Origin of the sequence: Sphingomonas sp. IW22 (assembly GCF_041321155.1) — a bacterium.
Lineage (GTDB): Bacteria > Pseudomonadota > Alphaproteobacteria > Sphingomonadales > Sphingomonadaceae > Sphingomonas.
Map to the genome: position 1 here is coordinate 1191233 of NZ_JBGGWB010000001.1, position 20075 is coordinate 1211307.

Annotated in this window: 23 protein-coding genes; 3 read left to right on the forward strand and 20 right to left on the reverse strand. The window is 66.1% G+C overall.

What is annotated here, in order from left to right; genetic code table 11:
* Positions 1 to 7: 7 nt before the first annotated feature.
* From pal to ACAX61_RS06060, 11 genes are all read right to left on the reverse strand, one after another.
* On the reverse strand, positions 8 to 529 hold the full coding sequence (pal, locus tag ACAX61_RS06010; protein WP_370713876.1) for a peptidoglycan-associated lipoprotein Pal: 522 nt from the start codon (positions 527 to 529) through the stop codon (positions 8 to 10).
* A gap of 124 nt (positions 530 to 653) precedes the next feature.
* Entirely contained in the window at positions 654 to 1937 is a 1284-nt protein-coding gene (tolB, locus tag ACAX61_RS06015) for a Tol-Pal system beta propeller repeat protein TolB (protein WP_370714919.1), read from the reverse strand.
* Positions 1938 to 2079: 142 nt separating this feature from the next.
* Positions 2080 to 3027 carry a cell envelope integrity protein TolA gene (gene tolA / locus ACAX61_RS06020; RefSeq protein WP_370713877.1) on the reverse strand — a complete coding sequence of 316 codons (948 nt, stop codon included), beginning with the start codon at positions 3025 to 3027 and terminating at the stop codon, positions 2080 to 2082.
* Positions 3028 to 3040: 13 nt separating this feature from the next.
* Positions 3041 to 3478: a protein TolR gene (tolR, locus tag ACAX61_RS06025; protein ID WP_370713878.1), complete on the reverse strand. Its 438-nt coding sequence runs from the start codon at positions 3476 to 3478 to the stop codon at positions 3041 to 3043.
* The gene (gene tolQ / locus ACAX61_RS06030; RefSeq protein WP_370713879.1) at positions 3478 to 4170 is read right to left on the reverse strand and encodes a protein TolQ; all 693 of its coding nucleotides are present in this window, start codon (positions 4168 to 4170) and stop codon (positions 3478 to 3480) included. Before tolQ ends, tolR begins: the two co-directional genes overlap by 1 nt.
* Before the next feature lie 6 nt (positions 4171 to 4176).
* Positions 4177 to 4626 (reverse strand): tol-pal system-associated acyl-CoA thioesterase, encoded by a 450-nt coding sequence (gene ybgC, locus ACAX61_RS06035; RefSeq protein WP_370713880.1) that lies wholly within the window; start codon positions 4624 to 4626, stop codon positions 4177 to 4179.
* A 52-nt stretch (positions 4627 to 4678) separates the two neighbouring features.
* Positions 4679 to 5704, reverse strand: a complete 1026-nt coding sequence (ruvB, locus tag ACAX61_RS06040; protein WP_370713881.1) for a Holliday junction branch migration DNA helicase RuvB — start codon at positions 5702 to 5704, stop codon at positions 4679 to 4681.
* Between the two features lie 65 nt (positions 5705 to 5769).
* Positions 5770 to 6987: an endo-1,4-beta-xylanase gene (locus tag ACAX61_RS06045; protein ID WP_370713882.1), complete on the reverse strand. Its 1218-nt coding sequence runs from the start codon at positions 6985 to 6987 to the stop codon at positions 5770 to 5772.
* A gap of 114 nt (positions 6988 to 7101) precedes the next feature.
* Positions 7102 to 7698, reverse strand: coding sequence for a Holliday junction branch migration protein RuvA (gene ruvA, locus ACAX61_RS06050; protein WP_370713883.1), 597 nt, complete (start codon positions 7696 to 7698; stop codon positions 7102 to 7104).
* Positions 7699 to 7707: 9 nt separating this feature from the next.
* Positions 7708 to 10302, reverse strand: a complete 2595-nt coding sequence (pepN, locus tag ACAX61_RS06055; RefSeq protein WP_370713884.1) for an aminopeptidase N — start codon at positions 10300 to 10302, stop codon at positions 7708 to 7710.
* A 43-nt stretch (positions 10303 to 10345) separates the two neighbouring features.
* Positions 10346 to 12121: an AcrB/AcrD/AcrF family protein gene (locus ACAX61_RS06060; protein WP_370713885.1), complete on the reverse strand. Its 1776-nt coding sequence runs from the start codon at positions 12119 to 12121 to the stop codon at positions 10346 to 10348.
* Positions 12122 to 12226: 105 nt separating this feature from the next.
* Between ACAX61_RS06060 and ACAX61_RS06065 the strand changes: the two genes are divergently transcribed.
* Both ACAX61_RS06065 and ACAX61_RS06070 read left to right on the forward strand, forming a co-directional pair.
* Positions 12227 to 12643, forward strand: a complete 417-nt coding sequence (locus ACAX61_RS06065) for a GtrA family protein (protein ID WP_370713886.1) — start codon at positions 12227 to 12229, stop codon at positions 12641 to 12643.
* A gap of 3 nt (positions 12644 to 12646) precedes the next feature.
* On the forward strand, positions 12647 to 13378 hold the full coding sequence (locus tag ACAX61_RS06070) for a class I SAM-dependent methyltransferase (protein WP_370713887.1): 732 nt from the start codon (positions 12647 to 12649) through the stop codon (positions 13376 to 13378).
* 3 nt (positions 13379 to 13381) lie between these two features.
* Here ACAX61_RS06070 and ACAX61_RS06075 read toward each other — a convergent pair whose 3' ends face one another.
* The 9 genes from ACAX61_RS06075 to ACAX61_RS06115 form a co-directional block, all read right to left on the reverse strand.
* Positions 13382 to 14158: a formate/nitrite transporter family protein gene (locus tag ACAX61_RS06075; RefSeq protein ID WP_370713888.1), complete on the reverse strand. Its 777-nt coding sequence runs from the start codon at positions 14156 to 14158 to the stop codon at positions 13382 to 13384.
* 49 nt (positions 14159 to 14207) lie between these two features.
* Positions 14208 to 15221, reverse strand: coding sequence for a glycosyltransferase family 2 protein (locus ACAX61_RS06080; protein ID WP_370713889.1), 1014 nt, complete (start codon positions 15219 to 15221; stop codon positions 14208 to 14210).
* 33 nt (positions 15222 to 15254) lie between these two features.
* Positions 15255 to 15875 (reverse strand): MarC family protein, encoded by a 621-nt coding sequence (locus ACAX61_RS06085; RefSeq protein WP_370713890.1) that lies wholly within the window; start codon positions 15873 to 15875, stop codon positions 15255 to 15257.
* On the reverse strand, positions 15872 to 16747 hold the full coding sequence (gene folD, locus ACAX61_RS06090) for a bifunctional methylenetetrahydrofolate dehydrogenase/methenyltetrahydrofolate cyclohydrolase FolD (protein ID WP_370713891.1): 876 nt from the start codon (positions 16745 to 16747) through the stop codon (positions 15872 to 15874). The genes ACAX61_RS06085 and folD overlap by 4 nt, the downstream gene beginning before the upstream one ends.
* A complete protein-coding gene (locus tag ACAX61_RS06095) occupies positions 16744 to 17043 on the reverse strand; it encodes a DUF167 domain-containing protein (RefSeq protein ID WP_370714920.1) in 300 nt (99 codons plus the stop codon). The genes folD and ACAX61_RS06095 overlap by 4 nt, the downstream gene beginning before the upstream one ends.
* Entirely contained in the window at positions 17040 to 17348 is a 309-nt protein-coding gene (locus ACAX61_RS06100) for a YggT family protein (protein WP_370713892.1), read from the reverse strand. Before ACAX61_RS06100 ends, ACAX61_RS06095 begins: the two co-directional genes overlap by 4 nt.
* An 86-nt stretch (positions 17349 to 17434) precedes the next feature.
* Positions 17435 to 18184 carry a molybdopterin-dependent oxidoreductase gene (locus ACAX61_RS06105; RefSeq protein WP_370714921.1) on the reverse strand — a complete coding sequence of 250 codons (750 nt, stop codon included), beginning with the start codon at positions 18182 to 18184 and terminating at the stop codon, positions 17435 to 17437.
* 5 nt (positions 18185 to 18189) lie between these two features.
* Positions 18190 to 18942 (reverse strand): cytochrome b/b6 domain-containing protein, encoded by a 753-nt coding sequence (locus ACAX61_RS06110; protein ID WP_370714922.1) that lies wholly within the window; start codon positions 18940 to 18942, stop codon positions 18190 to 18192.
* Positions 18935 to 19693 (reverse strand): sulfite exporter TauE/SafE family protein, encoded by a 759-nt coding sequence (locus ACAX61_RS06115; protein WP_370713893.1) that lies wholly within the window; start codon positions 19691 to 19693, stop codon positions 18935 to 18937. Before ACAX61_RS06115 ends, ACAX61_RS06110 begins: the two co-directional genes overlap by 8 nt.
* A gap of 187 nt (positions 19694 to 19880) precedes the next feature.
* Here ACAX61_RS06115 and ACAX61_RS06120 point away from each other — a divergent pair, with 187 nt between their 5' ends.
* Positions 19881 to 20075 (forward strand): hypothetical protein, encoded by a 195-nt coding sequence (locus ACAX61_RS06120; RefSeq protein WP_370713894.1) that lies wholly within the window; start codon positions 19881 to 19883, stop codon positions 20073 to 20075.

Genomic DNA, 20075 nt, shown 5'->3' on the forward strand with positions numbered 1-20075 from the left:
TTGGCCGTCAGCCGATGACGACCGTCACCGCGCGACGGTTCTGCGCCCAGGACGCTTCGTCCGAACCAAGTGCCTGCGGGCGTTCCTTGCCATAGCTGATGGTGGTGATCCGGCCCGCGTCGATGCCGCGTGCGACCAGATAATTCTTGGCCGAATTGGCGCGGCGGTCGCCCAGCGCAAGGTTGTATTCGCGCGTGCCGCGTTCGTCGGCATGTCCTTCGATCGTGACGCGAACATTGGGATATTGCGTCAGCCACTGCGCCTGCGAATCCAGGATGCCGCGCGCGGTGGGGTCGATGTCATAGCTGTCGAGCGCGAAGTTCACCGTGTCCGACTGAACCGAACGGCGGAAATCCTCTGCCGAGCCGGGAACGGCGCCGTTACCGACCTGTCCGGTCGTCTCACCGCCCGTGGTGGGGGGCGCGGCTTCGCCCGGCGCGGGGGGCAGCACTTCGGGCCGCTTCTTGGCACAACCGGCGACGGCGACGAGTGCCACGCCCATGATCAACGCGGCGGAACGATTTGCCATTTCGGAAACTCCTCCTTTTTTCGAACTCGGTAGGTCGGAACGCCGGTCATTACTGAAACGACGAACCGTTATCGGCACGATTCGTTGCGAGGCATCGCTGAACCGCCAATTCGCGGCATTGCCCTCAAGGACGGACGGGCCCCCAGCTTGGGTCCGAACCGTCCAGTGGGGTCGGGATGCGACGTTCGTTCACGCCCGTCAGATCGACCGACCAGACCTGTGCCCGGCCTGACCCCTGGGCGGAGCGCAGATAGGTCAGCACACGGCCATTTGGCGACCAGCTTGGTCCCTCATCGCCCCAGGCATCGGTCAACAGCTTTTCACCGCCGCCATCGGCATTCATCACGCCGATCTTAAAGCCCCCCGAAATGCGGGTGAAGGCGATCAGGTCGCCGCGCGGGCTCCAGACCGGCGTGGCATAACGCCCGCCGCCAAAGCTGATGCGCCGCTGGTTCGATCCGTCGGCGTCCATCACGTAAAGCTGCTGCGATCCGCCACGATCGCTTTCGAACACGATGCGGCGGCCATCGGGCGAATAGCTGCCGCCGGTGTCGATGCCGGGTGAATTGGTCAGCCGTTGCGGCGCGCCGCCACCGGCGGGCACGCGGTACAGGTCCGTATTGCCGTTCTGCGCCATCGAAAACAGGATGTAGCGGCCATCGGGGGAGAAACGCGGGGCAAAGGTCAGGCTGACGCCCTGCACCACCTTGCGCTGCCGCCCGCTGCCCAGGTCATAGACATAGATTGCGGGCTGATCGCCGACATAGCTCATATAGGCGATCGTCTGCTGGTTCGGCGCGAAACGCGGGGTCAGCACGATCGACTGGCCATTGGTCAGGAATCGGTGATTGGCGCCGTCCTGATCCATGATCGCCAGCCGCTTGATGCGCTTGCCCTTCGGCCCCGTTTCGCTGACGTAAACGATGCGGCTGTCGAAATACGGCCCCTCGCCCGTCAGGCGGGTGTAGACGGTATCGGCGCATTTGTGCGCGGCGCGGCGCCAGTCGGCCGGGCTGACCACAAAACCCTGCCGCGCCAGTTCGATGCGCGAGAAGACGTCGTACAGATAACAGCCGACCGTCAGCGTGCCGTCGCCATTGGCACGCACAAAGCCCTGCACCAGTGCCTGTGCCCCGGTGCCGCCCCAATAGTCATAGGCGGGAGCCGTCACTTCAGGAAAGACGACGGCGCGCAACTGGGCGGGCTGAAGCGGTGTGAACAGGCCCGAATTCTTCAGGTCGTTGGTGATGATCTGGGACAATTGCCGCCCCAGATCGTCGGTCGATCCGGCGGGGGTCGATTGCACCGCCGGGGTCGGCATATAGGGGACGGCGATCGGCATCGGCGCCGAAATGCCGCCGGTCACGTCGACCTCCAGCGGCGGGGGTGTCTGACCCGGCGCGGCCATGGCGCCATCCTGTGGCGCTGCCACGGGTGGCGGCGCGACGTCCTGCGCCGCGAGGGGTCCCAGCGCCGAGCAACCGGCCAGCGCGACCAGCATCCGCAGTTTCAGCATCGAACGCTCTCCTCGAACTCACCAGCGCCGCGCATCAGCGCAGCTGCCAGTTGTAATTGATATTGCTCCAGCCGCCATTGGCGGTCTGATAAAATTCGGCAGGCAGCTTCAGCGGCGTACACGCCCGGAAAGCCGCGATACCCAGATCGACCACACGCTGGGCATAACGATCATTCTCACCGGTGACCCCCGATTGGCGCACCATTTTCGGATTGCCGGCCAGCGTCCCGTCACGGTTCAGCCGCAGGTTCAGAACGGTGACGATCGAATTCGCACCCGGTCCCGGATTCACCTGTTTGTCGGCGCAGGGCTGGATCTGGCGCTGGATCGCGTCGCGAATGCCCGCCAAGGCGCGACCGTCGATCCGCGCGGCAGAGGGCGGGTTGGGGGCGCGACTGTCCGATACGGTGTCGGTCAGGCCCTTTCGAAAATCATCGCCCAGGCGCGATCCACGCGGGCGGCTGGCCTTAGCGGCACTGTCGCTGCCCGAACCCTTGGCGGCGCTCGCCTTTGGCTTGGCCTTGGGCGCGGCTTCGCGCTTCGGCTGGGCCTTGGCGGGAGCCTTGGGCGCGGGTTTCGGCTCAGCCTTGGGCTTTGCCTTTTCCCTGGGCGCCTCCGCCGGCTTTTTCGGGCGCGCCGGTGCCTTGGGCGCGGGCTTTGGCGCCGGGCGCGGTTCGGGTGCGGGTTGCGGAAGCGCCGGTTCGGGTTCGGGCTGTGGCTGGGGTTCGGGCGCGGCTTCCGGCTCCGGCGGGGCGGCGTCTTCCGGAGGTCCCTGTTCGGGCGCGATGGAGGTCGCGGGCGGCTGGATCGAGGCGGGAGCCTGCGCCTCCAGCCCGATTTCGTCGACCAGGCTGATGTCGATCGGCACCGGCTTCAGTTCGACCGGGTTGGGCGTGGCGAGGAAGCCGACGGACAACAGGCCGAACAGCACGACATGGCCGACAATTGCGGCGCCCAGCCCGATGCGTTCGGCGCGATCCATCCCGCCCGCTGCCTCAGCGTTCGCCGGAACCGAGCGTCACCAGCGACACACGGTTCAGCCCGGCGCGGTTCAGCTCGCCCATCACGCCCATGAACTTGCCGTAATTGGTGGTGCGGTCGGCGCGGACCAGAATGGCTGGCGGCTCACCCGCGGCGTTGGCGGTAGCGATCTGCGCGAGGGCGTCGGGCAGATCGGCCTCGCTCACCTCGCGGTCATTGACGAAGATTGCGCCCGCTTCGTCGATGGCGATCTGAACCGGCTCCTGTTCCTGATCCAGCGCCTTGGCGCGGCTTTCCGGCAGGTTCACCGGCACGCCAGCCGTCAGCAGCGGCGCCGTCACCATGAAGATGATCAGCAGCACCAGCATCACGTCGACCAGCGGCGTGACGTTGATGTCCGCCATCGGCGCACGGCGTCCGCGCCCCCGACCGGATGGAAGGTGCATCGCCATCAGGCGAGTTCCAGCTGCCGGCTGAGCGTCGCGTGGAAGCCGTCGGCAAAGCGGTTCAGCCGCGCCTCGATCCGGTTGATGGCATGGCTGAAGCGGTTATAGGCGATGACCGCCGGAATGGCCGCGAACAGGCCGATGGCGGTGGCGAACAACGCCTCCGCAATGCCAGGTGCCACCACCGCCAGCGACGAATTCTGTTCGGCGGCGATGCTGGTGAAGCTGCGCATAATGCCCCACACGGTGCCGAACAGGCCGACGAACGGCGCCACCGAACCGATGGTGGCCAGCACGTTCAGCCGGTCGCCCATACGGTCGATCTCGGCCGCGACCGCAGCACCCATGGCAGTGGCCAGCCGTTCGCGCGTGCCGTCGCGGTCGATCGTCTTGCCCGCGGTCGAGCGTCGCCATTCGGCGACCCCGGCGGAAAAGACGCGGGCGATGGGCAGGTCGCTTTCGGCGTGCTTGCGATGAAACGCATCGACATCGTCGGCGCGGCGATAATCCGCCTCGAACCCGTCGATCGCCTTTTTCGTGCGGCCGACCTTCATGCGAAAGCCGATGATGATCGCCCAGGTCCAGATGCTGGCCAGAAGCAGGCCCAGCATGACCCCCTTCACCACCCAGTCGGCCTGAAGGAACAGGGCCACGGGCGACAGCGTCGCGGCGTCGGTGTTGATGAACGCGGCTTCCATGCGGCCTCAATTCCCTTCGGACAAAAGGCGGGTGAAGATATCGAGCCACTGGGACGGCTGGCGGCGTGGGCGACCGGCAGGGGTGATGAACACCGCCTCGACCAGCGCCTCGACCAACATGGCCTCGCCCTTCATGACTCGTTGCTGAATGACGCATGCCGCCGGGCGCATGGCGGTCAAGCGACTGACGACCAGAAGTTCGTCGTCCAGACGTGCGGGCGCGGCAAAGCGAAGCGTGACGTCACGCACGGCATAGACGCCCTCCCCCGTTTCGAACGCAGCGCGCTGGTCGATCCCGGCCACGCGCAGCATGTCGGACCGGGCACGTTCCATGTAACGCAGGTAATTGGCGTGGTAGACGACGCCCGACAGGTCGGTATCCTCGAAATAAACGCGCACCGGGAAACGGTGCTGATTGCCTTCGAAGCGGCCGGAGGAGGGCACGTCTGACGTCATGCCCGCTGGCCTTTATCGAGCCGTATCAATGCGGTCAAAGCCGTTCAGCCCTCTATCCGTCGAACAGTCCGTCCTGTGTGCCGGCGGGCGCCTCGATCCCCAGATGCTTCCACGCCGCGCCGTTCAGGCAGCGACCCCGTGCGGTGCGGGCGACCATACCGATCTGGATCAGATACGGCTCGATCACTTCCTCGATCGTGTCGCGCGGTTCGGACAGGCCCGCTGCCAGCGTCTCGACCCCGACCGGTCCGCCGCGATAGATGTCCGCAATCATGGTCAGGTATCGCCGGTCCATCGCATCCAGCCCCAGTGCGTCCACCTCCAGCCGGTTAAGCGCGCTGTCGGCCACGCGTGCGTCGACAATCTCGGCCCCCGCCACATTGGCGAAGTCGCGCACCCGGCGCAGCAGCCGCCCGGCGATGCGCGGCGTTCCCCGCGAGCGGCGCGCGACTTCCGCCGCGCCGTCGGGCGCGATGCCCAGACCCAGCAACCCCGCCGCACGCGTCACCACCCGCGTCAGTTCGTCCACGGTGTAGAATTGCAGCCGCACGGGAATGCCGAACCGGTCGCGAAGCGGGGTCGTCAGCAACCCCTGCCGCGTCGTCGCTCCCACCAATGTGAAGCGCGGCAGGTCGATGCGCACGCTGCGCGCCGACGGCCCCTCGCCGATCATCAGGTCGAGCGCGCGGTCCTCCATCGCGGGATACAGCACTTCCTCCACCGCCGGGGCCAGCCGGTGAATTTCGTCGATGAACAGGACGTCGCCGTCCTCAAGATTGGTGAGGAGGGCGGCCAGATCGCCCGACTTGGCGATCACCGGCCCGCTGGTGGAGCGGAACCCCACGCCCATTTCGCGCGCGATGATCTGTGCCAGGGTTGTCTTGCCCAACCCCGGCGGGCCGAAGAACAGCACATGGTCCAGCGCCTCGCCCCGCCCGCGCGCGGCCTCGATAAAGACGCGCAGGTTTTCGCGTGCAGCCCGCTGGCCGACAAATTCGTCCAGCCGCTTGGGGCGCAGCGCGGCGTCGACATCTTCGGGCTGCCGCGCCGGGGTCAGGATACGATCGGGTTCGGTCACGCCCCCGTGCTTAGCCATGTGCGCGGCGGAACGAAAGCAGGACGAGCCATCGCCAGCGCATGACGTCAGGCGCGAACGGCGGTCGCGCGGAACGCGGCCTCTATCGCGCGATAAAGCGGCTTGGGCATCGCATTGGCATCATAGGGACAGGGGCGCAGCGGCAAGACGTCGGCGCGCGGCTGAAAACGCTGCAGCCAGCTATATTTGTCGTTCATCCCCCAGACCAGCACGTCGCGAAGCTGCGGATAGCTGAACAACAGGTCCAGCCATGCGCGACCATAGGTCGCGACATCGGCATCGCGCTGGGCAATGGTGCCGGCCCGGTTCTGATCGCTGACATCGAATTCGGTGATCATCAACTTATAGCCAAGCGCCGTCACCTGATCGAGCCAGGCGCGCATGGCCGGTATCTGGGCGTCGGCGATCTGCTGAGCCGTGCCAGAGGAATAAAAACCGATATGCGACTGGATGCCCAGCGTGTCGACCGGCACGTTGCGGTCGCGAAATCCGCGCAGCAACGCCAGCACGCCGTCCCGGTGCCGCGTCGATCCCCAATCCATATAATCGTTATAGACCAGCTCAGCGCCGGGCAGTTCTTCCCGCGCGGTGCGGAACGCCAGGTCCATCAGGCTGGGATCGTTGCCCACCGCGCGCGACAGTATATTTTCGCGCACATTGCCCGTCGCCGGATCGACCGCTTCGTTCAGCACGTCCCAGCTTTTGATGCGATCGCCAAAGTGGCGCGCGACATTCTGGACATGAGTTCGCACCAGACGTTCCGCCGTGGCGCGCGGGTTCGGGCCGAAATCATAATTGCGAACCCATGCGGGAAACCGTTCCGTAATATACCACAGCATCACGTGACCGCGCATTTCCATGCCCTTTGACTGGGCATAGGCGATCATCGCGTCGGCGCGGCGCCAGTCATACACATTCTCGGCAGAGGACTGATATTCCCACTTCATCTCGTTTTCCGGGACCAGCAGCGTGCAATCGCGCTCCAGCAATTCGGCATAGGCGGGATTGGCAAAGGAGCCGGCATCAGCGCCGGGCTGGCTCCAGGCCAGTGTCGAGCCGAAGCGCATGTTGCGTGCGGCGGCGGCGGCCGCAATCGTGCCTGCCGGTCCCGGCGTCGGCGTTGGTGTCGGGGTCGGCGTGGGGCTTGGAGTCGGCCTGGGTGTTGGCGTTGGTGAAGGTCCGCTCCCCCCGCCGCCACTGCACGCGGTAACGCCAAGCGCCCCCGCCAGCACGATCGCATCGCGTCGCGTATAAGCTTTCATCATCCTCTCCCGATCACGGTGCGCGTTGGTCGCGCATCCGCCGGCGACATGCCGCGCCGTTCGATGATGATATCGCTAACAGCTAAAAACGAAAGGCCGCTTTGGGCCGTTAAGTGGTCAGCGCGCCGCGCGGCGCAGCGCCTCTCGCACTAGACTGTCCAGCGTTGCACCCGGTCCCAAGGCATCCTCTGCCGCCTTGACCGCGCTTGCTGCCTCCGCCGGGCGGAAACCCAGATTGGCAAGGGCCGACAGCGCATCGCCGCTGACGCCGCCCGACGCTGCGGGCGCGGCGCCGCCCACACCCAGTGCCACGGTGCCGACGCGGTCCTTCAATTCCCGCACGATCCGTTCGGCCAGTTTCGGCCCCACGCCATTGGCGCGCGCAACCATCGCCTTGTCCTGACGCGACACGGCGGCGGCCAGTTCGTCGGGCGCCAGCACCGACAGGATCGCCAGCGCGACGCGCGCACCAACGCCCTGCACGCCGGTCAGCAGCCGGAACCAGTCGCGTTCATCCGCACTGGCAAAGCCCACCAGCCGGATGAAATCCTCTCCCACCAGCATTTCGGTGTGCAGCATGGCGGCCGCGCCGACGGGGCCGAGCGACGACAGCGTGCGCGACGATGCGCCCACCAGATAGCCGACGCCCGCCACCTCGATCACGGCATGATCGATCCCGGCTGAGGTGAGAATCCCCTTGAGATGCGCGATCATCGAGGGTCGTCAGTCCAGGCTCTTGGCGACTTGTTCGAACATGTCCTTCGATAGGCCGGGGGCGGCCAGAATGCGCTCCAGCTCGGCGCGCATCAACGCCGCGCGGCCTGCGTCGAAGCGGCGCCAGCGGCCCAGCGGCGGCACCAGCTTCGCCGCCGTCTGCGGGTTCAGGCGGTCGAGCGCGATCAGTTGGTCCGCGACAAAGCGATAGCCCGCGCCGTCGGCAGCATTGAAGGCGCGCTGATTGACGCTGAACGCCCCGACCAGCGACCGGGCGCGGTTGGGGTTGGCCAGCGTGAAATCGCGGTGCCGCGACAATTCGATGACGCGCGCCAGCGTGTCCTCCCGCGCCGACAGCGCCTGGGTCGAGAACCATTTGTCCAGCACCAGCCCGTTGCCGGCATAACGGTGATAGAACACTTCCAGCGCCGCCTCACGCGCTTCGTCGGTGCCCGAATTGACCAGCGTGGTCAGCGCACCCTGGCGGTCAGTCATGTTGTCAGCGGTTTCGAACTGCCGAAAGGCGATGTCGCTGGCATCCGGCGCACCCGATGCGGCGATGTAGCCGAGGGACACGGTGCGAAGGCGCCGCCGCCCCTTGGCCGCCGGGCTGTATTCGAACCGATTGTCACGCGCACCTTCATAGGCGGCGCGCCATCGTTCGGACAGCGTCCGGCCCAGTTCGCGGCGCAGCGCTTCGCGCGCCTGATAGATCGCTTCAGGATCGACGATCGACAGCTGGTCGCCGATGAAGCTGTCCGACGGCAGCAACACAGCCTCTGCGACAAAGGCGGGGTCGAGGCGCGGGTCGGCCAGCGTGTTCGCCACCGCCTCGATCACCGGACCGTGATCGGCGCGCCCATGGCCGACCGCCGCGACCAGCGTGTCGAGCATCAGCTGCTGCATCGCTTCGTACCGGGCGAACGGGTCGTCGTCATGCGCCGACAGGAACGCCAGATCGGTCGCGGTGCGATCCGTTTCGACGACCACCGGGGCGGAAAAGCCGCGATTGATCGACAATACCGGCTGTTCGGCCACCGTTTCGAACAGGATTTCCGCCTCACCGTCGCGCAGCAGGACCAGCTGCTCATCGGTCAGCGGCTTTTGGCTCTCCAGCCCGAACAGGCGGAGCTTGAGTGGCAGCACCATGGGCTGCTTTTCCAGCTGGCCGGGCGTCACCGGCACGCTCTGCCGCAGCTTCAGCACCGCGCGGCCGCTGCCGGATTCGTGGATCAGCCGCGCGGAAACGCGCGGGGTCCCGGCCTGCGAATACCACAGCCGGAACTGCGCCAGGTCGATCTCGCCCGCATCCTCCATGGCGCGCACGAAATCCTCGACCGTCGCGGCGCTGCCGTCATGCCGGTCGAAATACAGGTCGCTGCCCGCACGGAATTTCTGTGCGCCGAGCATCGTGGCCATCATGCGAATGACCTCCGCACCCTTGTTATAGATGGTGGCGGTGTAGAAGTTCGAGATCTCCAGATATTCGTCCGGGCGCACGGGATGCGCGAGGGGCCCCGAATCCTCCGGAAACTGGGCTGCGCGCAGCGAGCGCACATCCTCGATCCGCTTGACCGCGGCTGAGCCCTGATCCGCCGAAAAGCTCTGGTCGCGATAGACGGTGAAGCCTTCCTTCAGCGAAAGCTGGAACCAGTCGCGGCACGTTACGCGGTTGCCCGACCAGTTGTGAAAATATTCATGCGCGACGACCGCGGCCACGGCGTCGTAATCGTAATCGGTGGCGGTATCGGGATCGGCGAGGATGTAGCGGCTGTTGAAGATGTTCAGCCCCTTATTCTCCATCGCGCCGAAGTTGAAATCGTCAACGGCGACGATGTTGAACACGTCCAGATCATATTCGCGGCCATAGACCTGCTCATCCCAGCGCATCGAGGTCTGAAGCGCGCCCAGCGCATGATCGGTCTTGGCAAGATCCGGCGCGCGGACCCAAATGGCGAGTTCGACATCGCGCCCGGATCGCGTTGTGAAGGTCGCGCGATTGGCGACCAGATCGCCCGCGACCAGCGCGAACAGATAGCTGGGCTTGGGAAACGGATCGCGCCATTCAGCAAAATGCCGCCCGTCGGGCAGGTCACCCGCTGCAACCGGGTCGCCATTGGCCAGCAGCACCGGATAACGCGCCTTGTCCGCGCTCAACCGGACGAAATAGCGCGTGAGAACGTCGGGCCGGTCGGGGAAAAACGTGATCCGGCGAAAGCCCTCCGCCTCGCACTGGGTGCAAAGCAGACCGCCCGATGCGTACAGGCCCATCAGCTGGGTGTTGCGGTCCGGATGGACCAGCACTTCGGTTTCGATCCGGTGCGCCTCACCCGGCAGGGTCAGCGCAATGCCGCGTTCGGTGCGCGTCCAGTGCACCGCTTCGCCATCGACCATGACCGAAACCGGCTCGATCCCGTCGCCGTCCAGTTCGATCGGGCGGTCATGCGCGCCGTTTCGCGTGACCGACAGCACCGCCCGCACCCGCGTCGCGGCGGGGTCCAGATCGAAATCCAGCGCGATATCGGGCACCAACCAGTCGGGTGCGCGATAGTCGCTGCGGCGCACGGCCTTGGGCGTTACGGTTGCGTTGAGGGCGTCGAGCATGAAATCGAGTTAAGTCCTTCGCCGCCCCCCGGCAATGGCGCCGTCACTTTATCCGCCACAAGCGGAGGGGCGAATTGGCAGGCAACTTCACCGGCTCCAGAAAATCGGGCACCTGACCGCTGGAAATCCGGGCGTAGAAGCCGCCCGGCGCACGCGCGCGGTAATTGGTCGTCTCCGCCATGTTGGGGCAGATCAGCAGCAGCGTCGCCCCATGCGCGCGCGCCATGCGGCGGAAATTGTCGTCAGAGCCCTGAAAGGCGTGATGCACATCCAGAATCGCGTCGCCATTGCGGTGATAGGGACCGGCAATCGCCCTGTGATGCGTCAAGGTGATCAGGCGCGGTCCAAGGTCGACATGGGTGAACACCGTCTGCGCCGGCATCCGGGCCAGCGGCCGCATCGCCGGGATGGTACCGCAACGCTGATTGGCACGGCTGACGGCGCGCTGCATCGCATCGGGCTGGTCGATGGGCAGCCAGCGCATCGCCAGCGTGGCGAACAGGCCTGAGACGATCAGGAACACGGCCACCGCACCCACGATCCGCACCATGGGCGACGTACGGCGCATGATCGCCGGAAACAGGATCCAGCCAAGCGCCGTCGATCCCGGTACCGCCAGCAGTTGCGCCGCCGGACCCACTCGCACCTGCCATAGCAACAGGGCGCAGGCGAGCGTCGTGAACAGCGTCACTGGCACCCATCCGGCCAGTCGCGCGGCGTCGCGGCGTGCGTGCCACGTCGCGACCAGCGCGCCGATCAACCCGATCAGCGGCATCGTCGCCAGCGGGATGGCAGTGCGCAGCGCGTGGCGATAGATCGGCCGTGCTTCGCGCACATTGTTCAGCCAGCTGCGCGCCAGCTCCTCCGACACGCCTTCGGGTCGGGACAGACAGTGCGGAAACATGGCCGCAAACCCCGCCGCCAGTGCGCCGCCCGCAACCACCGCCAGCGCCAGCCGCACGCCGCGATGCGCCGGATTGATCCGCGCCAGCGCCAGGAGCAGCGCCCCGCCCGCGACCGTCGCCGACAGCCACACGGGCGTCAGCGCGTCGCACCGCAAGGCGTAATTGGCGCTGGAAGCGAACAACAGGAACCCGATCGCGCTGCCGCCTGCCAGAGCGACGCCATAGGCCGCGACGCGCGGCGCCTCCGCCCGGTCCCACACCCAGCGCAGCGCCAGGATACCGCCCGCCCCCACGGCATAGGGCAGCATCTCCAACCCGATGGTCAGTGAAAAGGCGCTTGCCGCCCCCACAATCGCGCCGCCGCGTGCCGGGCGCGGATCGGCCAGCGCCGCCACCGTCACGGCCAGCGCCGCCAGCTGCCAGCCATGATGGTCGATGCGAAGCGGCATGAACATCGTCGCGAGCGTCGATGCACTGACCAGGAACAGCAGCGCCAGCGGCCATGCGCGCGGATCGACCAAGCGCCTGACGGCGACCGCAATACTCGTCATGACGATGGAAAAGGGGATCAGCGGCGCAATGCCCACTGCCAGCCGTTCGGCCCATGCCGGGCTGGTGAACAGGCGAAAGAACAGGATCAGCCCCGCAATGGGCAGATCGACGATGCGGCTCCAGTGAATGTTGAAGCCACCCGGCGGGTTCAGCCGATACTGGCGCAGATCGTACCAGCCCTGCCCGCCCAGCAGGCCACGCACCTGCATCAATCGCATATTGTCGTCGGTATCCGACAGGCTGAGCCAATAGATGTTCCCCCAGCGTTGCCACAGATACCAGCCGGCAAAGGCGCACCACGCCACAAGCGTCCAGCGCAGCCAATGCCGTTGAAGCTGGCGGTCGAGCAGGTCGGGCGTCATGTCGGGCTTTTCTCGGAACGTTGTGACGATTAGGGGCGGCTATGGATGGTCGGTTGGTGCGGCCCTACTCCACGATCTGTAAAGGGCAAGGGCGTGTCGACGGGAATGCGTGGGATCAATGCGATGCGGCAGTCGGCAATCGTCGGCCAGCTGATGCGATTCCTGGTCGCGGGCGGCATTTCGACCGTCATCTACACCGCCGTCTATCTGCCGCTGGCGATGTGGGTGTTCGGGCGGGAGCGCGCGGTGTTCGCGGTGCCCTTTGCCTTTGCGGTCGCGGTCACGGCGGGATATTGGCTGCACAGCAACTGGAGCTTTCGCGGCCATGGCACGCGGCAATCGGGCGGCGGGCAGCAGGCGAAATTTGTGAGCGTGCAGGGCGTCGGCTTGCTGATGCACGCGGTGCTGACCTGGGTTATGACCGACCGGCTGGGATTGCCCGCATGGACGCCGCTGGTGCCGGGACTGACGCTGGTGCCGGTCGTTACCTTTCTTCTCAACCGTCAATGGGTGTTTCGATAAGCGATGGACCGTATCGTCTATGACCGCATGGCCGCGCACGACACCACCCATTGGTGGTACCGCGCCCGGCGCGAGATTCTGGCCGACTATCTGACGCGGGAGGCGCGGCTGCCACAGGGCGCGCGCATCCTTGAGATCGGGTGCGGCACCGGCCACAACCTGCCCATGCTCGCGCGTTTCGGCGACGTTGACGCGATCGAGATTGATGAGGCGGCGCGCGGCTTTGCCAGCGAACGGCTGGGCAAGCCGGTCGGCACCGCGCCGCTGCCCGAACTGACCGGCGTTCCGCGCGGCAGCTATGACCTGATCGCGGTGCTGGACGTGGTCGAGCATGTCGAGGACGATGTCGCCGCCCTTCGCGGCATGGCCGACGTGCTGAAACCCGGCGGCGCGATATTGGTGACGGTGCCCGCGCATCAATGGATGTGGTCGGCGCACGACGTGGTGAACCACCACCATCGCCGCTATTCGAAGGCAAGCCTGAACGAGGCGATCCGCGAGGCGGGCCTGACGCATAACGGCCTGCGCTGGTTCAACTCGCTGCTGTTCCCGGTCGCGGTCGCCGCGCGGCTGGCGGGTCGGCTGACGGGCAAGGACGACAGCGACGATTCACCCCCCGCCGCGCCGGTGAACAAGGCGCTGGAACGGGTGTTCGAGCTGGAACGCCACCTGATCGGCCGCATACCGATGCCGCCCGGGCTGTCCATCATCACACTGGTACGAAAGCCGGGCTGAGCCTTATTCGTCCAGCTGTGCGCGGCCCAGCATCATCGCCACGGCCATGCCGCCCAGAATATTGCCGAAGGTGCTGAGCGCCAGATTGCGCGCGATTGCCCCGCCGGTGATCGCGCCGCCGTCCTGAAGCAGCCAGCCCATCGCCAGCAGCGACTGGTTGGCTATCGAGTGTTCGAAACCCGCCGCCACGAACACGGTGACGGGGCCGATGACGGCGATGATCTTTGACGGCACCGATTTGGCCGCCATTGCCATCCACACGGCCAGACACACCAGCATATTGGCCAGCACCCCCGACGCGATCAGCGCCAGCGTGTCCTTTGTCACCTTGGACGTCGCGACCTTGACCGCGCTGTCGCCGACCAGTCCCTCGACGCCCGATCCGCCACCCGCCGTCACGAACAGCACAGCGATGACGACGCTGCCGATCAGATTGCCGAACCACACGACGACCCAGGCCGTCAGCATTCGCCCCGCCGTCAGCCGGTGCCGGTCGACCGCCAGCACGAACATGGTGTTGCCGGTGAACAGCTCCGCCCCTGTCACCATGGTCAGCATCAGCCCGACCGAAAAGGCCAGGCCCGACAACAACTGCGTGGCCCCGCCCGGCGGTCCCGCCTGAGCCACCAAATAGGCGATCGAGCCAAAGGCGATATAGGCGCCCGCAACCACCGCCAGCATCGCCATGCGCGTCCAGCCGCTTTCGGCCTTGCCCTCGAACAATTCGGGTGCGGCCTCCGCAATGGCGGGGCCGGTCGCGTCGGCTTGCGGTTCGGTCATGCGCCGCTCCTTTCGGAACGGCTAACGCACCAATGTGAGATGCGTCGCATCAGCCTGCGCGCGACGGCTCCGCCGGTTCGCCCATCGGCCCCTGCCCCGCGCGATAGCCAAGCGTCGCACGGCCCTGAACCGGCCCGGCCACATCGGCGACCAGATACAGCGGCCGCCGCTTCGATTCGACGTACAGCCGCCCCAGATATTCGCCGATCATGCCCAGCACCAGCATCTGCACCGCGCCCAAAAACACGGTGACCAGCATGGTCGATGTCCAGCCCTGCACCGCCGATCCGGTGAAAAAGCCGATGCCGATATAGATCAGCAGCAGGAACGACAGAAAGAACAGCGCGATACCGATATGGCTGGCCCAGCGCAGCGGCGCGGTCGAAAACCCCGTAACCGCATCGAAAGCAAATCGCAGCATCTTCGACAGCGGGTATTTGGTCTCCCCCGCATGGCGTTCGTGCCGGTCATAGACAAAGGGCACCTGGCGGAAACCGACCCACGCGACCATGCCGCGGATGAAGCGCGCCTGTTCGGGCAGCGACAGCAACGCGTCCAGCGCGCGGCGGCTCATCAGCCGAAAATCACCCGTATCCAGCGGGATCGGCGTGTCGGTCACCCGGTCGAGGAAGCGATAAAATGCAGCCGCCGTCAGCTTCTTGAAGAACGTCTCGCCCTCCCGCTTGCGGCGCACGGCATAGACGACGTCGGCACCCTCGCGCTCCATGGTGGCGCGCATTTCGCCCAGCAATTCGGGCGGGTCCTGAAGATCGGCGTCGATGATCAGGATCTGCTCGCCCGAACACAGGTCCAGCCCGGCGGTCAGCGCCAGCTGGTGCCCGTGATTGCGCGACAGGTTGATGGCGACCACTCGCGGGTCGGCGGCGGACAGGCGCTGCATCACTGCCCATGATTCGTCGCGCGAACCGTCATTGACCAGCACGATTTCATGGTCGTCGCCAACGACCGACCGCGCCGCCGCCGAAACGCGCGCGTGCAGCGCATCCAGACAGGCGGCTTCGTTATAGCAGGGGATGACAATAGACAGTGCGGGACGATGCATGATCGCCTGCCTCTAGCGAAAGCCGCGCGGCGCTTAAAGCACCGTTGCAGCGAGCCCGTCGAGAATGAACTGGGTGGCGAGCGCCGCCAGCAGCACGCCCAGCAGCCGGGTAATCACCGCCTCGATCTTCGCGCCCATCAGCCGCATCAGCGGCCCTGCCGCGATCAGCGCGACCAGCGTGACGATCAGGATGGTGGCAAGCGCCGCCATCACCACCAGCGTCTGCGGCAGGCCCTCGCTCTGGCTCATCATCAGCATGACCGACGCGATCGAACCCGGTCCGGCGATCATCGGCATCGCCATGGGGAAGGCGGCGACATCCTCGACCTCCGGCGTGTCGATGATCTTCTGTGCCCGGTCCTCACGGCGCTGGGTGCGTTTCTCGAACACCATTTCCAGCGCGATCAGGAACAGCATGATGCCGCCCGCGATCCTGAACGCATCCAGACTGACATGCAGCGCGCGCAGCAGTCTTTCGCCGAACAGCGCGAACCCGACCAGAATCAGGCCCGAAATCAGCACCGCGCGAATCGCCATCGAACGGCGCTGTGCCGCCGATGCGTCGGTCGTCAGGCCGGCATAGATCGGCGCGCATCCCGGCGGGTCGATGACGACGAAGAACGTCGCCAGCGCCGAGACGTAAAGCTCGATCATATCGCGTCGGCGTCCAGCGCCACACCCGCACGGCGATGCGCGGCGACCAGCGTGTTGCGCAGCAGGCATGCGATGGTCATCGGCCCGACACCACCCGGCACCGGGGTGATTGCCCCCGCAACCGACGCGGCGCTTTCGAAATCGACGTCACCGACCAGCCCGTCATCGGTGCGGTTGATGCCGACATCGATCACCGTCGCGCCGGGCTTTACCCAGTCGCCCTGCACGAACTTCGCACGACCAACAGCCGCGACGACGATGTCGGCATGGGCCAGATGGTGGGGCAGGTTGCGCGTGCGCGAATGGGCGATGGTGACGGTGCAATTCTCGGCGGTCAGCAGCGCGGCCATCGGCTTGCCGACGATGTTCGACCGACCGATCACCACGGCATTCAGCCCGCTCAGGTCGCCCAGACGCTCCCGCAGCAGCAACAGGCAGCCATAGGGGGTGCAGGGCACAAAGCCGTTCAGCCCCGTCGCCAGCCGCCCGGCATTGACGGGGTGAAAGCCGTCGACATCCTTGTCGGGGTCGATGCGCGTCAGCACCGCATCGGCGTCCAGCCCGGCGGGCAGCGGCAACTGGACCAGAATGCCATCAACCGCCGGATCGGCATTCAGCCGGTCGACCAGCGCGATCAGATCGGCCTGATCGGTGTCGGCGGGCAGCCGATGTTCGAAACTTTCCATATTTGCGGCGACGGTCGCCTTGCCCTTTGACCGGACATAGACGGATGAGGCCGGGTCCTCCCCCACTAGCACCACGGCCAGGCCGGGCTTGCGCCCCGCATCCTCGGCAAAGCGCGTCGCCAAATCGCCCACGCGCGCGCGCAGCCGCTGTGCTGCTGCCTTTCCGTCAATCAGTTCGGCTGTCATGCGCCGGCCCCATATAGATTTGCCGCCCGTATCGCCAGCGCCTCGGCGTCCCCGGCAATCAGGAATCGCTTTTCGCGCGATTTGTCGCCCGCGACCAGCGTTACCGCGCGCCGGCCCACGCCGAACGCATCGGCCAGCAGCGCCGTAACGGCTTCATTCGCGGCGCCATCGACCGGCGGCGCGGCCACCTTTGCCACAAACCGCTCATCCCCGCCGGTCAACATCGGCCGCCGCGCGCGCGGGGTAGCGCGCACCGCGACGACCAGACCGTCGGGCGATTCGCTCCATGCGCTCAGAGCGGGACTGCGCCGCCCGTCGCGATATTTGCTGCCAGCCGCGCCAGCACCGTGTCGAGAATGGCGATCAGCACCAGCACGACGATCGGCGACACATCAAGCGCCCCGAAATCGGGCAGAACGCGACGGATAGGGCGATACAGCGGCTCGGTCAGCACCTGCAGCCCGTTCCACACCGAGCGGACGAAGTCATTGTGGGTATTGATGACGTTGAACGCGATCAGCCATGACAGGATCGCCTGCACGATCAGGATCCACCACAGCACGCTGAGCAGGATCCGGGCGATGTCGATCAGGGTTAGCAATCAGGCCTCCGCGTGTAATCTTGTCCACGCGGCATATCGGATCAGGCGTGGTCGCGACAAGGGCGGCTGTGGCTATCCCGCGCCGGTCATATCCCGGCATACCATTCGTAACCGGCGATATCCTCCCACAAACCCCCCTTGCCGCCGTGGATCGGCGCCAGATCGGCCACCGCTTCGATCCGTTCGACATATTTGGCGTGCTTGTAGCCCAGATGACGCTCCACGCGCAGCCGGACGGGCGCACCATGCCCCACATCCAGTCGCTGATCGTTCAGGCCGAGCGCCAGGATCGTCTGGGGATGGAGTGCATCGACCAGGTCAATCGACTCATAATAGGGCCGCCCCCCGGAATAACGATCGGCACAATGGAAAACGATATAGCGCGCATTGTCGCGCAAGCCCGCCGCGTCGAGCAGGGTGGCCAGCCGCGGCCCCTGCCACTTGCCGATCGCGCTCCACCCCTCGACACAATCATGGCGGGTGATCTGTGCGCGCTGGGGCATCGAGAGCATTTGCGCGACCGAAAAGGATTGCGGACGCGCCACCAGCCCGTCGACGCGCACGCGCCAGTCGGCAAAGCCCGAAGCGACGTGCGCATTGTAATCGGGTGTGTCGGGGTTGCGCGTGCCGTTGGTGCGGAACACCGGAGACATCTGATCCGGGCGGAACTCCCGCGCCAGGGCATTGCGGTCCATCAGCGCGCGCTGGGTCCACATATTCCAGTCGGCACCCTTGAACAGGATCGAGCGAAAGCCCTCATCCTGTCCCAGCGCGTCGCAGCCCGAGACCAGCCCCGCGGCCAGCCCGCCCACAAGCGCGCGGCGGGTTATCAGCATCCGGCTCATCGGTAATCCTCCCCCGGCACGCGCCATCGCCCGGTGATCATCGAGCGCACTTCATTGACGGGTCCGGCCAGCAGGACCAGCGCCAGATGGACGATGATGAATGCCGCCAGCGCCATCGCGACGATGAAATGGATCGACCGCGCCGATTGCCGCCCGCCAAACAGGTCGAGCATCCACGGCGCCGCCGCATTGAACCCCGGCGACATGGTCAGCCCGGTCGCGATCACCAGCGGGATCAGGATGAAGATGACCGCGACATAGCTGAGCTTTTGCAGTGTGTTGAACGTGCCAGGCTTTTCAGGATCGTGAAAGCGCAGCGCCAGATGCTCGCGAACGTCATGCGCCAGATGCGCGGGCGCCAGTTCGGCGCGGCGCACGCGCAATTCGCGCTGGAAATGGCGGTTGATCAGGCTGGCGACCATGAACGCCAGCAACCCAAAGCCCAGCACCAGCGCAAAGGTCAGATGCCATCGCCGCGCCAGCGCAAGGTTATAGGTGGATGGGATGGTCAGCCAGCCGGGAACGCGCCCACCCTCGAACACCCAGCCGACTCGGAACCAGGGCTGATCGAAATTGGCGCCATATTGCCCCCAATACAGATTTGGGTGCGCGTTCAGGATCATCAGGCCCGACCCCAGCAGCACAAAGATCGCCAGGGCATTGATCCAATGCCACAAACGGGTGGCCAGCTTGTGCTTTGCGATCCACATCGGCCCATCTCTCCGCATCGTGCCGCCCGTGTCAGGCATAGGCACGCGCGAAGAATACCACCGTCGTTACCGTCGTGACAAACAGCGTCCAGCCGCGAATCAAACCCGGCGGCAACCGGCGGCCGACCTGCGCGCCCAGCCATCCGCCGACAACGGCACCGAACAGCATCGGCACGCATGCCGCCCATCCGACCATGCCGAAACCGATGAACATCACGGTGGCCGCCGCATTGCTCATTGCCAGCATCAAGGTGCGCGGCGCCATCAGTCGGTGCGGCAACTCGCCTGCCAGCAGGCCCCAAACGGCCGTCAGCATCAGGCCCAGCCCGCCGCCGAAATAACCGCCATAGACACCCAGCAGAAGCTGAGCCCCGATCAACGTGCGCCGCCCCGGTGCGGCATGACGGTGCAACGCCGTAGCCGCGCGCCGGCCGAAAGCGATGGCAAGGGTGGCCAGCAGCAGCAGCCACGGAATGATCATGTCGAACGTCGATGTCGGCGTGAAGACAAGCAACAGGCTGCCGACCAACGCGGCGCAAAATGTCACGACCGCCAATGTCCGCACGCCTACGCCGCCAATTGGCTGAAAGCCGTCGCGATAGGCCCAGGCACTGGCAAGCGCCCCTGGCTGGAGCGCGACGTTCGAGGTCGCGTTGGCGATTGGGCTCGGCAGCCCGATGACGATCAGCGCCGGCATCGTCGCGAACGTCCCACCGCCCGCCAGCGCGTTCATTGCGCCGCCCAGCATTCCGGCACCGGCGGCAAGGGCAATGGTCAGCGGGTCCAGCATGACGCGCGCTTTCGCGGTTCGGGGCGGGGGTGTCCAGTGGGTGTGGGCGGGTCAATCCAGACCGGTATCGCTTTCGCGCGCCTTGGCAGGATATCGGTGTTGCCCTGCCCGGCGCCCTGATTGCACCCACCCGGAACGACCCGGCCGCCGCCGGGTTGGAACAGGTGCAATCAACAGGAGTGACCGCATGAACGAAGCACTCGACCTCGCCCGCATGCGGCTTAAGGCGTTTCGGGCGCAGATGGCAGCCGATGCGGTGATCGACGCGGAAAGTGGGCTGACCGCCGCCGACATCGACACGATCCTCGCCGCATGCCAGCCGCCCAGCGATCTGGAGCCGGGTGGCAGCATGGATATCGATGACCTGAGCGGTGCCGCCTGA

What these genes read in the sequence shown, in the direction of transcription:
- tolB (WP_370714919.1), bottom strand. Translation starts at nt 1,937, where the DNA reads ATGGCCGCGCCGGGTCAGACACCCCCGCCGCTGGAGGTCGACGTGACC.
- pal (WP_370713876.1), bottom strand. Translation starts at nt 529, where the DNA reads ATGGCAAATCGTTCCGCCGCGTTGATCATGGGCGTGGCACTCGTCGCC.
- ACAX61_RS06065 (WP_370713886.1), top strand. Translation starts at nt 12,227, where the DNA reads ATGCGTGGGATCAATGCGATGCGGCAGTCGGCAATCGTCGGCCAGCTG.
- folD (WP_370713891.1), bottom strand. Translation starts at nt 16,747, where the DNA reads ATGACAGCCGAACTGATTGACGGAAAGGCAGCAGCACAGCGGCTGCGC.
- ACAX61_RS06105 (WP_370714921.1), bottom strand. Translation starts at nt 18,184, where the DNA reads ATGCTGATAACCCGCCGCGCGCTTGTGGGCGGGCTGGCCGCGGGGCTG.
- ruvA (WP_370713883.1), bottom strand. Translation starts at nt 7,698, where the DNA reads ATGATCGCGCATCTCAAGGGGATTCTCACCTCAGCCGGGATCGATCAT.
- ACAX61_RS06045 (WP_370713882.1), bottom strand. Translation starts at nt 6,987, where the DNA reads ATGATGAAAGCTTATACGCGACGCGATGCGATCGTGCTGGCGGGGGCG.
- ACAX61_RS06075 (WP_370713888.1), bottom strand. Translation starts at nt 14,158, where the DNA reads ATGACCGAACCGCAAGCCGACGCGACCGGCCCCGCCATTGCGGAGGCC.
- ACAX61_RS06110 (WP_370714922.1), bottom strand. Translation starts at nt 18,942, where the DNA reads ATGCCTGACACGGGCGGCACGATGCGGAGAGATGGGCCGATGTGGATC.
- ACAX61_RS06060 (WP_370713885.1), bottom strand. Translation starts at nt 12,121, where the DNA reads ATGACGCCCGACCTGCTCGACCGCCAGCTTCAACGGCATTGGCTGCGC.
- ACAX61_RS06070 (WP_370713887.1), top strand. Translation starts at nt 12,647, where the DNA reads ATGGACCGTATCGTCTATGACCGCATGGCCGCGCACGACACCACCCAT.
- ACAX61_RS06085 (WP_370713890.1), bottom strand. Translation starts at nt 15,875, where the DNA reads ATGATCGAGCTTTACGTCTCGGCGCTGGCGACGTTCTTCGTCGTCATC.
- ACAX61_RS06115 (WP_370713893.1), bottom strand. Translation starts at nt 19,693, where the DNA reads ATGCTGGACCCGCTGACCATTGCCCTTGCCGCCGGTGCCGGAATGCTG.
- pepN (WP_370713884.1), bottom strand. Translation starts at nt 10,302, where the DNA reads ATGCTCGACGCCCTCAACGCAACCGTAACGCCCAAGGCCGTGCGCCGC.
- ybgC (WP_370713880.1), bottom strand. Translation starts at nt 4,626, where the DNA reads ATGACGTCAGACGTGCCCTCCTCCGGCCGCTTCGAAGGCAATCAGCAC.
- tolA (WP_370713877.1), bottom strand. Translation starts at nt 3,027, where the DNA reads ATGGATCGCGCCGAACGCATCGGGCTGGGCGCCGCAATTGTCGGCCAT.
- ACAX61_RS06080 (WP_370713889.1), bottom strand. Translation starts at nt 15,221, where the DNA reads ATGCATCGTCCCGCACTGTCTATTGTCATCCCCTGCTATAACGAAGCC.
- tolQ (WP_370713879.1), bottom strand. Translation starts at nt 4,170, where the DNA reads ATGGAAGCCGCGTTCATCAACACCGACGCCGCGACGCTGTCGCCCGTG.
- tolR (WP_370713878.1), bottom strand. Translation starts at nt 3,478, where the DNA reads ATGGCGATGCACCTTCCATCCGGTCGGGGGCGCGGACGCCGTGCGCCG.
- ACAX61_RS06120 (WP_370713894.1), top strand. Translation starts at nt 19,881, where the DNA reads ATGAACGAAGCACTCGACCTCGCCCGCATGCGGCTTAAGGCGTTTCGG.